This window comes from Actinosynnema sp. NPDC053489, assembly GCF_044544865.1.
GTDB lineage: Bacteria > Actinomycetota > Actinomycetes > Mycobacteriales > Pseudonocardiaceae > Actinosynnema.
This window is the reverse complement of record NZ_JBITXT010000004.1, coordinates 478140-491608: the sequence shown is the minus strand read 5'-3', so window position 1 is coordinate 491608 and position 13469 is coordinate 478140. Positions and strand designations below refer to the sequence as shown.

13 protein-coding genes are annotated in these 13469 nt (G+C 73.4%); all 13 read left to right on the top strand.

Annotated elements, in window-relative coordinates; genetic code table 11:
* The first annotated feature begins 201 nt into the window (after window positions 1-201).
* The 13 genes from ACIGNX_RS12030 to ACIGNX_RS11970 all read left to right on the top strand — a co-directional run bounded on the left by ACIGNX_RS12030 (window position 202) and on the right by ACIGNX_RS11970 (window position 13457).
* A complete protein-coding gene (locus tag ACIGNX_RS12030) occupies window positions 202-696 on the top strand; it encodes a nuclear transport factor 2 family protein (RefSeq protein ID WP_396539054.1) in 495 nt (164 codons plus the stop codon).
* A 25-nt stretch (window positions 697-721) separates the two neighbouring features.
* The gene (locus tag ACIGNX_RS12025; RefSeq protein WP_396539052.1) at window positions 722-1156 is read left to right on the top strand and encodes a hypothetical protein; all 435 of its coding nucleotides are present in this window, start codon (window positions 722-724) and stop codon (window positions 1154-1156) included.
* Between the two features lie 94 nt (window positions 1157-1250).
* Window positions 1251-2999 (top strand): acetyl/propionyl/methylcrotonyl-CoA carboxylase subunit alpha, encoded by a 1749-nt coding sequence (locus ACIGNX_RS12020; protein ID WP_396539050.1) that lies wholly within the window; start codon window positions 1251-1253, stop codon window positions 2997-2999.
* Window positions 3000-3025: 26 nt separating this feature from the next.
* A complete protein-coding gene (locus tag ACIGNX_RS12015; protein WP_396539048.1) occupies window positions 3026-4477 on the top strand; it encodes an FAD-dependent monooxygenase in 1452 nt (483 codons plus the stop codon).
* A 14-nt stretch (window positions 4478-4491) separates the two neighbouring features.
* Window positions 4492-4818, top strand: a complete 327-nt coding sequence (locus ACIGNX_RS12010) for a TcmI family type II polyketide cyclase (protein WP_396539046.1) — start codon at window positions 4492-4494, stop codon at window positions 4816-4818.
* Window positions 4815-6086, top strand: coding sequence for a beta-ketoacyl-[acyl-carrier-protein] synthase family protein (locus tag ACIGNX_RS12005; protein ID WP_396539044.1), 1272 nt, complete (start codon window positions 4815-4817; stop codon window positions 6084-6086). Before ACIGNX_RS12010 ends, ACIGNX_RS12005 begins: the two co-directional genes overlap by 4 nt.
* Window positions 6083-7297 (top strand): ketosynthase chain-length factor, encoded by a 1215-nt coding sequence (locus ACIGNX_RS12000; protein WP_396539042.1) that lies wholly within the window; start codon window positions 6083-6085, stop codon window positions 7295-7297. The genes ACIGNX_RS12005 and ACIGNX_RS12000 overlap by 4 nt, the downstream gene beginning before the upstream one ends.
* Window positions 7298-7320: 23 nt before the next feature.
* Window positions 7321-7584 (top strand): acyl carrier protein, encoded by a 264-nt coding sequence (locus ACIGNX_RS11995; protein ID WP_396539040.1) that lies wholly within the window; start codon window positions 7321-7323, stop codon window positions 7582-7584.
* A gap of 16 nt (window positions 7585-7600) precedes the next feature.
* Entirely contained in the window at window positions 7601-8383 is a 783-nt protein-coding gene (gene fabG / locus ACIGNX_RS11990) for a 3-oxoacyl-ACP reductase FabG (protein ID WP_396539038.1), read from the top strand.
* A gap of 25 nt (window positions 8384-8408) precedes the next feature.
* A complete protein-coding gene (locus ACIGNX_RS11985) occupies window positions 8409-9353 on the top strand; it encodes an aromatase/cyclase (protein ID WP_396539036.1) in 945 nt (314 codons plus the stop codon).
* A 4-nt stretch (window positions 9354-9357) separates the two neighbouring features.
* Window positions 9358-11280 (top strand): SDR family oxidoreductase, encoded by a 1923-nt coding sequence (locus ACIGNX_RS11980; protein ID WP_396539034.1) that lies wholly within the window; start codon window positions 9358-9360, stop codon window positions 11278-11280.
* A 27-nt stretch (window positions 11281-11307) separates the two neighbouring features.
* On the top strand, window positions 11308-12879 hold the full coding sequence (locus ACIGNX_RS11975) for an acyl-CoA carboxylase subunit beta (protein WP_396539032.1): 1572 nt from the start codon (window positions 11308-11310) through the stop codon (window positions 12877-12879).
* Window positions 12876-13457: an acyl-CoA carboxylase epsilon subunit gene (locus ACIGNX_RS11970; RefSeq protein WP_396539031.1), complete on the top strand. Its 582-nt coding sequence runs from the start codon at window positions 12876-12878 to the stop codon at window positions 13455-13457. Before ACIGNX_RS11975 ends, ACIGNX_RS11970 begins: the two co-directional genes overlap by 4 nt.
* Window positions 13458-13469 lie beyond the last annotated feature (12 nt).

The window sequence follows — 13469 nt, the reverse complement described above, 5'->3', positions numbered from 1 at the left end:
GGTGACGCGTGTCACAAATCCTCGCCGGCGAGTTTGCGGGTCGACCGTAGTATCCGGGGGCGGACCTTGTCGGTCCGGAAGCGGCCGTGCCAGCATCAATCTCGCAAGAATGAAGCCGGTCCGCCGCCGGGAATTCCGCGGAAGCCGCCGTGATCGGAACCGCGGTACGGATCGCAAATGCGACGAAGGGTTTCGTGCGCCATGTCCGGAGAGCCCGATCTGGCAACGCAGGTGAAGGTCCTCGCGGCCCGGGTCCACGAGCTGGAGCAGGTCCGCGCGCTGCACGAGCTGCGCAACCGCCTGCCCCGGTTGATCAACGAGGACGCGTGGGACCGCGTCGGGGAGCTGTTCACCGAGGACGCGCACCTGGACTACGGCGAGGTGGGCCGGGCCGACGGGCGCGCCGCCATCGCCGAGTACTTCGCGGGGCTGCCCGCGCGGATCGACGCGGACAACCCGGTGGCGTCGGGGGTGCTGGTCAAGCAGTTCGTGCACGGGCACGACGTCGAGCTGGCGGGCGACCGGGCGACCGGCGTGTGCTTCTTCGAGGAGAAGGTCGTCTTCGACAAGGAGACCTACCTGGTCGCGGGCCGGTTCGCCGACGAGTACGCCCTGGTCGACGGCCGCTGGCTGTTCGACCGGATCACGCTCACCCCGTTCTGGGTGATCCCGTACGACCGCGGTCACGGCCGCTAGCCGCGACCACGCCAGGGGGAGGGTCATGCTCCAGCAGAACACCACCAAGCGCATCGGCTACTGGCTGCTCCTGCTGCACCAGGCGTTCGACGCCGCCACCACCACCGCGCTGCGGGACGTGGGGCTCAACCGCAGGCAGTGGCAGGTGCTGCACGCCATCCACATCGGCGTCCGCACGGTGTCCGGCATCGACGAGGCGTTCGCGCCGTTCCTCGTGGCCGACCGCGAGCGGTCCTACCGCCCGGTCGTCGAGGATTTCGCCGCCCGCGGCTGGGCCGTGCTGGACGGCGACGCGATCACCTCGACCGACGCGGGCGCCGCCGCCCACGCGAGCGCCGAGGTGCTGGTCAACGCGCACGCCGAGAAGCAGTTGCGCGGTATCACGCAGGAGGAGTTCCTGGCGGCCAACGACGTGCTGCGCCGGATCGCCGAGAACATGCGGGACAACGGCTCGCTCTGACCGTTCGGGCACATTTACCCGGAATTTTTTCCGGGTGCGGTCGAACGCTGCCCGCGAACGGGCAGCGGTTCGAAACGGGGATGGGGGTCCAACCGTGCGGAAAGTGCTGATCGCCAATCGCGGCGAGATCGCGGTGCGCGTCGCCCGCGCCTGCCGCGACGAGGGACTGCGAAGCGTGGCGGTGTACGCCGATCCCGATCGGGACGCGCCGCACGTCAGGCTGGCCGACGAGGCGTTCGCCCTGGGTGGCGACACCCCGGCGACCAGTTACCTGGACATCGGCAAGGTGCTCGCCGCCGCACGGGACTCGGGCGCGGACGCGGTGCACCCCGGCTACGGCTTCCTGTCCGAGAACGCGGACTTCGCCCAGGCGGTCCTCGACGCCGGGTTGACGTGGATCGGGCCGTCACCGGCCGCGATCCGGGCACTCGGCGACAAGGTGGAGGCCCGCCGGATCGCCCGCGAGGTGGGCGCGCCGCTGGTCGCCGGCACGCCGGCGCCCGTGGCCGGTCCGGCGGAAGCGGTCGCGTTCGCCGACGAGCACGGGCTGCCGATCGCGATCAAGGCGGCGTTCGGCGGTGGCGGCCGGGGCCTGAAGGTGGCCCGGAGCCGCGAGGAGATCCCCGAGCTGTTCGAGTCGGCGGTGCGCGAGGCCACCGCCGCGTTCGGTCGCGGCGAGTGCTTCGTGGAGCGCTACCTGGACCGGCCGCGGCACGTGGAGACGCAGTGCCTGGCCGACCGGCACGGCACCGTCGTGGTCGTCTCCACCCGGGACTGCTCGTTGCAGCGGCGCCACCAGAAGCTGGTCGAGGAGGCGCCCGCGCCGTTCCTCACCGAGGAGCAGAACGCCGAGCTGTACCGGGCGTCCAAGGCGATCCTGTCGCACGTCGGGTACGTCGGCGCGGGCACCTGCGAGTTCCTGGTCGCCCGGGACGGCACGATCTCGTTCCTGGAGGTCAACACCCGGTTGCAGGTCGAGCACCCGGTGACCGAGGAGGTCACGGGCGTCGACCTGGTGCGGGAGATGTTCCGGGTCGCCCGGGGCGAGCGGCTCGACGCCGTCGACCCCGCGCCGCGCGGGCACTCCCTGGAGTTCCGCCTCAACAGCGAGGACCCGGGGCGGGGCTTCCTGCCCGCGCCCGGCACGGTCACCCGGTTCGAACCGCCGTCCGGGCCGGGCGTGCGGCTGGACTCCGGCGTGGAGGGCGGCACGGTGGTGCGGCCCGCGTGGGACTCGATGCTGGCCAAGCTGGTCGTCACCGGCGCGACGCGCGAGCAGGCGCTGCGCCGGGCCGCCCGGGCGCTGGCCGAGTTCCGGGTCGACGGCGTGCCGACCACGCTGCCGTTCCACCGCGCCGTCGTGGTCGACCCGGCGTTCGCCGGCGAGCCGTTCGCCGTGCACACGCGGTGGATCGAGACCGAGTTCGACAACCGGGTGCCGCCCTACGACGGCGAGCCGCAGGACGAGCCCGGCGCCGTGCCCCGCGAGACGGTGGTGGTCGAGGTGGGCAGCAGGCGGCTGGAGGTGTCGCTGCCGTCGCTGCCGTCGCTGTCGGCCGCGTCGCGCGGGACCGCCGCCACCGCGGTCCGCAAGCCGCGCGCGGCGGCGCGCAAGGCCGCCGCGACGGGCGACGAGCTGGTCTCGCCCATGCAGGGCACCGCCGTGAAGGTCGCCGTCGAGGAGGGCAGCCGGGTCGAGGCGGGCGACCTGGTCCTCGTGGTCGAGGCGATGAAGATGGAGCAACCGCTGCTCGCCCACCGCGCCGGGGTCGTGCGCGGTCTCACCGCGAAGCCGGGCGACGCGATCGCCGCCGGTGCCGTCGTCTGCCGGCTCTCCGAATGAAGCCTTCCACCCCTGGGGAGGGGACTGTGTACGCATCGGTCGTCATCGTGGGCGCGGGGCCCGCGGGACTCATGCTGGCCGGCGAGCTGCGCCTGGCGGGCGTCGACGTGGTGGTCCTCGAACGGCTGCCCGAGCGCACCGGCGAGTCGCGCGGCATCGGGTTCACCATCCGCACGATGGAGGTGTTCGACCAGCGCGGCCTGCTGCCGCGCTTCGGCGAGATCGCCACCGGCACGTTCGGGCACTTCGGCGGCATCCCGCTCGACCTGGGCGTGCTCGGCGCGGCCCGGGAGTCGGCCAAGACGGTGCCGCAGTCGCGCACCGAGGCCGTGCTGGAGAGCTGGGTGCGGCAACTGGGCGCGGACGTGCGGCGCGGCGTCGAACTCGTAGGGTTCGAAGAGGACGCCGACGGCGTGACCGTGCACGTGCGCGGCACGTCCGAGACGCTGCGCACCCGCTACCTCGTGGGGTGCGACGGCGGCCGCAGCACCGTGCGCAAGCTGGCCGGGTTCGACTTCCCCGGCACCGACGCCACCACCGAGCTGCTCATGGCCGACCTGCGCGGCATCGACATCGAGCCGCGCATGATCGGCGAGCAGGTGCCCGGCGGCATGGTGATGACCGCCCGCCTGCCCGACGGCACCACCCGCGTCATCGTCGGCGAGCGCGGCACCCCGCCGCGCCGCCGCGGCGGCCCGCCCGCGTTCGCCGAGGTGGCGGAGGTGTGGAAGCGGCTGACCGACACCGACATCTCGAACGCCGAGCCGGTGTGGGTCAGCGCGTTCGGCGACGCGGCCCGGCAGGTCACCGAGTACCGACGCGGCCGCGTGCTGCTCGCCGGCGACGCGGCGCACGTGCACCTCCCGGCCGGCGGGCAGGGCATGAACACCGGCATCCAGGACGCGGTGAACCTGGGCTGGAAGCTCGCCGCCGTCGTCAAGGGCACCGCACCGCTGTCCCTCCTGGACACCTACCACGGCGAGCGGCACGAGGTCGGCAGGCAACTGCTGGTCAACACCCGCGCGCAGAGCATGTTCATCCTCGGCGGCGCGGAGGTCGCGCCGCTGCGCGAGGTGCTCACCGAGCTGCTGCGGTACCCCGAGGTGGAGCGCCACCTCGCCGCCAGGGTGAGCGGCCTGGACATCCGCTACGACGTGGGCGGCGGCACGAACCCGCTGCTGGGCCTGCGGGTGCCCCACCTGGACCTGACCCGCGGCAACCGCCGGACCAGCAGCGCCGAGCTGCTGCGCCCGGGCCGCGGCGTCCTGCTCGACCTGGCGGACAACGCCGTCCTGCGCCGCCGGGCGGCTCCCTGGGCCGACCGGATCGACGTCGTCACCGCGACCGCGGCCGACGAGCTGCCCGGCGGGACCACGGCGGTCCTCGTCCGGCCCGACGGCCACGTGGCCTGGGCCGCCCCGGGCAGCCACCACGACCTGCCGTCGGCCCTGCACCGCTGGTTCGGGCCGACCGGCTGACCTCTGGAGGAGCGATGCACAGCACCTTGATCGTGGCACGGATGGACCCCGGTTCGGCCGGTGACGTCGCCGCGCTGTTCCGGGAGTTCGACCAGAGCGACATGCCGGGCCGCATGGGCACGCGGCGGCGCCAGCTCTTCCACTACCGCGGCCTGTACTTCCACCTGCAGGACTTCGACGACGACAACGGCGGCGAGCGCATCGAGGACGCCAAGAGCGACCCGCGCTTCATCCGGATCAGCGACGACCTGAAGCCGTTCATCGAGGCCTACGACCCGAAGACGTGGCGCTCGCCCGCGGACGCGATGGCGAGCCGCTTCTACCACTGGAGCACACCGTGACCAACCGTCGAGTGGTGATCACGGGGGTGGGCGTGACCGCCCCCGGTTCACCGGGCGTGAAGAACTTCTGGGACCTGCTGACCGCGGGTCGCACCGCCACCCGCCGCATCTCGTTCTTCGACCCGTCGCCGTTCCGCTCGCAGGTGGCGGCCGAGGTCGACTTCGACGCCGAGCTGCACGGCCTCAGCCCGCAGGAGGTCCGGCGCATGGACCGCGCCGCGCAGTTCGCCGTCGTCACCGCCCGCCAGGCGGTGGACGACAGCGGCCTGGAGTTCTCCTCGGTCGACCCCGACCGGGTCGGCGTGACCATCGGCAGCGCGGTCGGCGCGACGATGGGCCTGGACCAGGAGTACCGGACGGTCAGCGACGGCGGCAGGCTGGAGCTGGTCGACCACCGGTACGCCGTGCCGCACCTGTACAACTACCTGGCACCCAGCTCGTTCGCGACCGAGGTCGCGTGGGCGGTCGGCGCGGAGGGCCCGAGCACGGTCGTCTCCACCGGCTGCACGTCCGGCCTGGACGCCATCGGCTACGCCACCGACGTGATCCGCGAGGGCTCGGCGGACGTGATGGTCGCGGGCGCCACGGACGCGCCGATCTCCCCGATCACCGTCGCCTGCTTCGACGCGATCAAGGCCACCACGCCCCGCAACGACGACCCGGAGCACGCCTCGCGGCCGTTCGACGCGAGCCGCAACGGGTTCGTGCTGGGCGAGGGCGCGGCGGTGTTCGTGCTGGAGGAGCTGGAGAGCGCGCGGGCCCGCGGCGCGAAGGTCTACGCCGAGGTCGCCGGGTACGCCACCCGCTCCAACGCCTTCCACATGACCGGGCTGAAGCCGGACGGCCGGGAGATGGCCGAGGCGATCCGGGTCGCGCTGGCGCAGGCGCGGCTCAACCCGGAGGACATCGACTACGTCAACGCGCACGGGTCGGGCACCAGGCAGAACGACCGGCACGAGACGGCGGCGTTCAAGCGCAGCCTGGGCGAGCACGCCTACCGCGTCCCGGTCAGCTCGATCAAGTCCATGGTCGGCCACTCGCTCGGCGCCATCGGCTCCATCGAGGTCGCCGCCTCGGTGCTGGCCATGCAGCACGACGTGGTGCCGCCGACGGCGAACCTGCACCACCCCGACCCCGAGTGCGACCTCGACTACGTGCCGCTGGTCGCGCGCGACTGGAAGACCGACGCGGTGCTGTCGGTCGGCAGCGGCTTCGGCGGCTTCCAGAGCGCCGTGGTGCTGGCCGACCCGGGGCGGGTGCGGCCGTGAGCGTGGTCGTGACGGGACTGGGCGTGGCCGCGCCGACCGGGCTCGGCCTGGACGCCTACTGGGCCAACACCCTGGCGGGCGTCGGCGCGGTCGACCGGATCTCCCGGTTCGACGCCTCGGGTTACCCGGCCCGGTTGGCGGGCGAGATCCGCGACTTCGTCGCCGAGGACCACCTGCCGGGCAGGCTGCTGCCGCAGACCGACCGGATGACCAGGCTCGCGCTGGTGGCGGCCGACTGGGCGTTCGCCGACGCCGAGCTGACGCCGGCCGACCTGCCCGACTACGACATCGGCGTGATCACCGCGAGCCACTCCGGCGGGTTCGAGTTCGGCCAGAACGAGCTGAAGGCGCTGTGGAGCAAGGGCGGCCAGTACGTCAGCGCCTACCAGTCGTTCGCCTGGTTCTACGCGGTCAACAGCGGCCAGATCTCCATCCGCAACGGGCTGCGCGGCCCGAGCAGCGTGGTGGTGAGCGACCAGGCGGGCGGGCTGGACGCGGTGGCGCAGGCGCGCCGCCAGATCCGCAACGGCACGTCGGCCGTGCTGGCGGGGGCGGTGGACGCGTCGATCTGCCCGTGGGGCTGGGTCGCGCAGCTCACCAGCGGCCGGCTCAGCGAGCGCGACGACCCCCGGCGCGCCTACCTGCCGTTCGACGACGACGCCGCGGGCCACGTGCCCGGCGAGGGCGGCGCGCTGCTGGTGCTGGAGGACGGGGAGCACGCCGCCGCCCGCGGTGCGCGCGTGTACGGCGAGATCGCCGGGCACGCGTCCACCATGGACCCCGCGCCGGGCCGGGACCGCGCGCCGACGCTGCAGAAGGCGATCCAGCGGGCGCTGGCCGACGCCGGCGCCGTGGCCGAGGAGATCGGCGTCGTGTACGCCGACGCCGCCGCCGTCCCCGAGCTGGACCGGGCCGAGGCGGAGGCGATCACCAAGGTCTTCGGCCCGCGCGGCGTGCCGGTGACCGCGCCGAAGACCGGCACCGGGCGGCTGTACTCCGGGGCCGCGCCGCTGGACCTGGCCGCCGCGCTGCTGTCGCTGCGCGACGGCGTGATCCCGCCGACGGTGAACGCGAACCCGGCCGAGCGCTATGAGCTGGACCTGGTGACCGGCGCGCCGCGCCGCGCGGACCTGCGGGCCGCGCTGGTGATCGCGCGCGGCCACGGCGGCTTCAACTCCGCGGTGGTCGTGCGCGCGCCCGACCCGTCCTGAGACTGCCGAAAGGACCACCCACGATGTCCCGGAAGTTCACCATCGAAGACCTCAAGCGCATCCTCCGCGAGGGCGCGGGCGCCGACGAGGCGGTCGACCTCGACGGCGACATCGCCGACAGCGACTTCGAGGAGCTGGGCTACGAGTCGCTGGCGCTGCTGGAGACCGGCGGCCGCATCGAGCGCGAGTACGGCATCTCCCTCGACGAGGACGCGCTGGCCGACGCGCGCACCCCGGCCGCCCTGATCGACCTCGTCAACTCCCACCTCGCCGCCCAGGCGGTCTGAGCCGGAAGGACCTCCCATGACCGACAACGGAAAGGTCGCGCTGGTCACCGGCGCGACGAGCGGTATCGGCCTGGCCACCGCGCGGTTGCTCGCCGAGCAGGGGCACCGGGTCTTCCTGTGCGCCCGCGGTGAGGAGGCGTTGCTGCGCACCATCAAGGACCTGCAGGACGAGGGTTTCGACGTCGACGGCACGACCGCCGACGTGCGCGACAAGCAGGACGTCGCCCGCGTGGTGCGGGCCGCGGTGGACCGCTTCGGCCCGATCGACGTGCTGGTGAACAACGCGGGCCGCAGCGGCGGCGGCGTGACCGCCGACATCGCCGACGAGCTGTGGGAGGACGTCATCGAGACCAACCTCAACAGCGTGTTCCGGGTGACCCGCGAGGTGCTCAACGCCGGTGGCATGCGGGCCAAGGACCGCGGCCGGATCATCAACATCGCCTCCACCGCGGGCAAGCAGGGCGTGGTGCTGGGCGCGCCCTACTCGGCGTCCAAGCACGGCGTGGTCGGGTTCACCAAGGCGCTGGGCAACGAGCTGGCGCCGACCGGCATCACGGTCAACGCGGTGTGCCCTGGGTACGTGGAGACGCCGATGGCGCAACGGGTCCGGCAGGGCTACGCGGCGGCCTACAACACCTCCGAGGACGCGATCCTGGAGAAGTTCACCGCCAAGATCCCGCTGGGCCGGTACTCCACCCCGGAGGAGGTGGCGGGCCTGGTCGGCTACCTGGCCTCGGACACCGCCGCGTCGATCACCTCGCAGGCGCTCAACGTCTGCGGCGGCCTGGGCAACTTCTGAGCAGTCCCGACCGAGGAGGACACCGATGACCGGATTCCCCGTCCGCGAGGTCGAGCACGAGATCACCGTGCAGGCACCGCCCGCGGACGTCTACCGCATGCTCGCCGAGGTGGAGAACTGGCCCAGGCTGTTCCCGCCCTCGGTGTACGTGGACTACCTGGAGCGCGACGGCGACCGCGAGCGCATCCGGATCTGGGCCACGGCCAACGGCGAGCCGAAGAACTGGACCTCGCGCCGCGAGCTGGACCCGGACAACCTGCGCATCACCTTCGCCCAGGAGGTGTCGTCGCCGCCGGTGGCCGAGATGAGCGGCACGTGGGTCATCGAGCCGCAGGGCGAGCAGACCCGGTTGCGGCTGCTGCACACCTACCGCGCGATCGACGACGACCCGGAGGGTCTGAAGTGGATCGACGAGGCGGTGGACCGCAACAGCAAGGCCGAGCTGCCGTCGCTGAAGGCCAACGTCGAGCTGGCCACCCGCACCGCGGAGCTGACGCTGTCCTTCGTGGACTCGGTCACGGTCGAGGGCGCGGCCAAGGACCTCTACGACTTCGTCAACGACGCCGGCCGGTGGACCGAGCGGCTGCCGCACGTGGCGTCGGTGACGCTGACCGAGGACACCCCGGGCCTGCAGGTGCTGCGGATGGAGACGCTGACCAAGGACGGCTCCTCGCACACCACCGAGTCGGTCCGGGTCTGCTTTCCGCACCACAAGATCGCCTACAAGCAGACGACCCTGCCCGCGCTGATGAGCCTGCACACCGGCTACTGGACGTTCGAGGAGGACGAGCACGGCGTCACCACGGCGTCCTCGCAGCACACCGTGGTCATCAACGCCGACAACATCGCCAATGTGCTCGGCCCGGACGCGGGCGTGGCCGAGGCCAGGGCGTTCATCCGGGACGCGCTGGGCAACAACAGCCGGGCGACGCTCAACCACGCCAAGGCGTACGCGGAAGCGCGGCGCTGACGCGATGGACACCGACGTCGTCGTGGTCGGGGCGGGTCCGGTCGGGCTGCTGCTGGCGGGCGACCTGTGCGCCGGGGGCGCGCGGGTCACCGTGCTGGAGCGGCTGACCGAGCCCACCACCGAGTCCCGCGCCTCGACCCTGCACGCCCGCACCATGGACGTGCTGGCCGAGCGCGGCGTGCTGGAGGCGCTCGGCGCGCTGCCGCCGGGCGGTCCCGGCCACTTCGGCGGCATCCGGCTCGACCTGACCGCGGCCGACCCCGGCCACCGCTACGCGGGGCAGTGGAAGTGCCCGCAGGCCGTGCTGGAGCGGGTGCTCGGGGAACGCGCGACCAGGCTGGGCGCCCGGGTGCTGCGCGGCCACGAGCTGACCGGCCTGCACCAGCGCGAGGACCACGTCGTCGCGGTCGCCGGCGCGGACCGCATCACCGCCGCCTACCTCGTCGGCTGCGACGGCGAGGAGAGCGGCGTGCGCGAGCTGGCCGGGTTCGACTTCCCCGGCCGGGACGCCACGCTGGAGATGCTGCGGGCCGACGTGGCGGGCATCGACGTCCCCGACCGGCGGTTCGAGCGGCACCCGAACGGCCTGGCCACCGCCCACCGCTGGCCCGACGGCAGCACCCGCGTGATGGTGCACGTGTTCGGCTCCACGCCGGCGCCGCGCACCGGCCCGCCGACGTTCGACGAGGTGGTGCGGGCGTGGGCGGAGGTCACCGGCGAGGACATCGGCGGCGGCCGGCCGGTGTGGCTCAACGCGTTCGGCAACACCAGCCGCCAGGCGGCCCGCTACCGGCTGGGCCGCGTGCTGCTCGCGGGCGACGCCGCCCACCGGCAGATGCCGGTCGGCGGCCAGGCGCTCAACCTCGGCCTGCAGGACGCCGCCGAACTCGGGCAGCGGCTCCTGGCCCGGCTGGCGGGCGACGACGACGGCCCGCTGGAGCACTACGACGCCGTCCGGCGCGCGGTGGGCGCGCGGACCCTGACCAACATCCGGGCGCAGGCGCTGCTGCTGCTCGGCGGACCCGAGGTGGAGCCGCTGCGCGAGGTCTTCGGCGAGCTGATGCGCTTCGACGCCGTGCGCGCGCACCTCGCCGGGATGGTCAGCGGCCTCGGCGACGCGCCCGCACCACGGACGACCACACCACAGGGGAGTACCAGGATGGGCAAGCTCGAAGGCAAGACAGCGCTGGTGACCGGCGGCAGCCGGGGCATCGGACGGGCCACCGCGCAGCGGCTGGCCGAGGAGGGCGCCCTCGTCGCCGTCCACTACGCGAGCAACGACGAGGCCGCCGCCGACACCGTGGCGCTCATCGAGAAGGACGGCGGCCGGGCGTTCGCCGTGCGGGCCGAGCTGGGCGTGCCCGGCGACGTGCACGAGCTGTTCCTCGGGCTGGAGCAGGGCCTGCGCGAGCGCACCGGCACCACGGAGCTGGACATCGTGGTGAACAACGCGGCGGCGCAGACCGCGGCGGGCCTCGCGCCCGAGGACGTCACGCCGGAGGACTTCGACCGGCTGGTGGCGGTCAACGCCAAGGCGCCGTTCTTCATCGTGCAGCGCGCGTCGGCGCTGCTGGCCGACAACGGGCGGATCATCAACATCTCGTCCGGCGTCACGCGGGTCGCCAACCCCGAGCAGGTGGCGTACTCGATGAGCAAGGGGGCGCTGGAGCAGCTCACGCTGCACATGGCGCGCCACCTGGCCCCGCGCGGCATCACGGTGAACAGCGTCGCGCCGGGCATCACCGACAACGGCAGCCCCGTGTTCGACATCCCCGAGGTGGTCGAGGCGATGTCGCAGCTGTCGGCGTTCAAGCAGGTCGCGAAGGCGCAGGACGTGGCGAACGTGGTGGCGTTCCTGGCCACCGAGGACGCGCGCTGGATCACCGGCGCGTTCATCGACGCCAGCGGCGGCACCCTGCTCGGCTGAGGGGCCCACCGGGGGATTGGGGAGACCATGACGAGTGTCCGGGAACCGGAGACGCACGTCGACCGGATCGACGAGCTGGTCGCGCTCAAGGAGCTGACCAGGGTCGGCGCGGACCCGCGGGCGACCGACCGGCAGCACGCCAAGGGCAAGCTGACCGCCTACGAGCGGATCGAGCTGCTGCTGGACAAGGGCAGCTTCACCGAGCTGGAGCCGCTGCGGCGGCACCGCGCCACCGGCTTCGGGCTGGAGGCCAAGCGCCCGCACGGCGACGGCGTCGTGGCCGGGTGGGGCGCGGTCGACGGGCGGCGGGTGTTCGTGTACGCGCACGACTTCCGCGCGTTCGGCGGCGCGCTCGGCGAGGCGCACGCCCAAAAGATCCACAAGGTGATGGACCTGGCCCTGGCGGCGGGAGCGCCGCTGGTGTCGCTCAACGACGGCGCGGGGGCGCGCATCCAGGAGGGCGTGTCGGCGCTGGCCGGCTACGGCGGCATCTTCCAGCGCAACGTGCGCGCGTCCGGCGTGATCCCGCAGATCAGCGTGATGCTCGGGCCGTGCGCCGGCGGTGCGGCGTACTCGCCCGCGCTGACCGACTTCGTGTTCATGGTGCGGGACATCTCGCAGATGTTCATCACCGGGCCGGACGTGGTGCGCACCGTGACCGGCGAGGAGATCTCCATGGAGGGGCTGGGCGGCGCGGAGGTGCACGGCGGCACGTCCGGCGTGGCGCACTTCGTCTACGAGGACGAGGCGACCTGCCTGGCCGACGTGCGGCTGCTGCTGTCCATGCTGCCCGCCAACAACCGCGAGCTGCCGCCCGTCGTGCGCGGGGACGACCCGGTGGACCGGCGCGGCGACGGGCTGCTGGACCTGGTGCCCGTGGACGGGTCCCGGTCCTACGACGTGCGCGACGTGATCGAGGAGGTCGTGGACGACGGGCACCACTTCGAGGTGCACGCGCTGTGGGCGCCGAACCTGGTGTGCTCGTTCGCGCGGTTGGACGGGCAGCTGGTCGGGATCGTGGCGAGCCAGCCGTCGGCGCTGGCCGGGGTGCTGGACATCCACGCGAGCGAGAAGGGCGCGCGGTTCGTCCAGTTCTGCGACTCGTTCAACATCCCGCTGCTGACGCTGGTGGACGTGCCCGGCTTCCTGCCCGGTGTCGGCCAGGAGCACGACGGCATCATCCGGCGCGGGGCGAAGCTGCTGTACGCCTACTGCAACGCCACCGTGCCGCGGGTGTCGGTGGTGCTGCGCAAGGCGTACGGCGGTGCGTACATCGTGATGGACTCGCGGTCGATCGGCGCGGACGTGGCGTACGCGTGGCCGACCAACGAGATCGCGGTGATGGGCGCGGAGGCGGCGGCGGACGTCGTGTTCCGGCGCGAGATCGCCGCGTCCGCCGACCCGGAGCGGACCAGGCGGGAGAAGATCGACCAGTACCGCGACGAGCTCGTCCACCCGTTCTACGCGGCCGAGCGCGGCCTGGTGGACGACGTGATCGACCCGCGACGCACCCGCGAGGTGCTGATCCGCACGTTCGCGATGCTGGAGACCAAGGACGCCGACCTGCCGCGCCGCAAGCACGGCAACCCGCCGCAATGACCGCCCTGGAACCGGCGCGCCCGCTCGTCGAGCCGCGCGCCGACGACCACCGGACCACCGCGGTCACGGCGTGGCGACCCGCTCCGGCGACCGTCCCCGGGTCGCCGCGCACCGCGACACCGGTGACCGACCCCGAACCGGCGCGGGTGCCCACCGGCCAGGACGGCGACGACCACCGGCCCGGCGCGGTGGGCGGACCGGCCCACCCCGGACCGGGCTGGCCCGGGTTGGCAGACCTCAGGTTGGCCGGCGCGGTTCCTCGGTCGGCGGGGCACGTCGGTGGGTTGGGCGACCCCGAGCCGGGCGTCGCCGCTGGGTCGGCGGGGCGGGCGGTCGCGGTGGGCGAGCCCGGTCGGCGGAGCGCCGGTGACGCGGCCGCGGCCGAGCCGGCGCTGCTGCTGCGCGTCGTCAAAGGCGATCCCGACCCCGTGGAACTGGCCGCGCTCGCCGCCGTCCTCAGGCTGCGCGCCGCGGCGGCGGTGGCGGTGGCGGACGAGGCGGTGCCCCGACGGGCGGCGCGGTGGCGCAGGCCCGAGCGCGTCGCGGGCTTCGCGGGCGCGCGCACCTGGCGTAACTGACTGAAGGAGACC

Excerpts from the sequence above, each read along its gene's own strand:
- ACIGNX_RS12030 (WP_396539054.1), top strand. The coding sequence starts at position 202 with ATGTCCGGAGAGCCCGATCTGGCAACGCAGGTGAAGGTCCTCGCGGCC.
- ACIGNX_RS12025 (WP_396539052.1), top strand. The coding sequence starts at position 722 with ATGCTCCAGCAGAACACCACCAAGCGCATCGGCTACTGGCTGCTCCTG.
- ACIGNX_RS12010 (WP_396539046.1), top strand. The coding sequence starts at position 4,492 with ATGCACAGCACCTTGATCGTGGCACGGATGGACCCCGGTTCGGCCGGT.
- ACIGNX_RS11995 (WP_396539040.1), top strand. The coding sequence starts at position 7,321 with ATGTCCCGGAAGTTCACCATCGAAGACCTCAAGCGCATCCTCCGCGAG.
- fabG (WP_396539038.1), top strand. The coding sequence starts at position 7,601 with ATGACCGACAACGGAAAGGTCGCGCTGGTCACCGGCGCGACGAGCGGT.
- ACIGNX_RS11985 (WP_396539036.1), top strand. The coding sequence starts at position 8,409 with ATGACCGGATTCCCCGTCCGCGAGGTCGAGCACGAGATCACCGTGCAG.
- ACIGNX_RS11980 (WP_396539034.1), top strand. The coding sequence starts at position 9,358 with ATGGACACCGACGTCGTCGTGGTCGGGGCGGGTCCGGTCGGGCTGCTG.
- ACIGNX_RS11975 (WP_396539032.1), top strand. The coding sequence starts at position 11,308 with ATGACGAGTGTCCGGGAACCGGAGACGCACGTCGACCGGATCGACGAG.
- ACIGNX_RS11970 (WP_396539031.1), top strand. The coding sequence starts at position 12,876 with ATGACCGCCCTGGAACCGGCGCGCCCGCTCGTCGAGCCGCGCGCCGAC.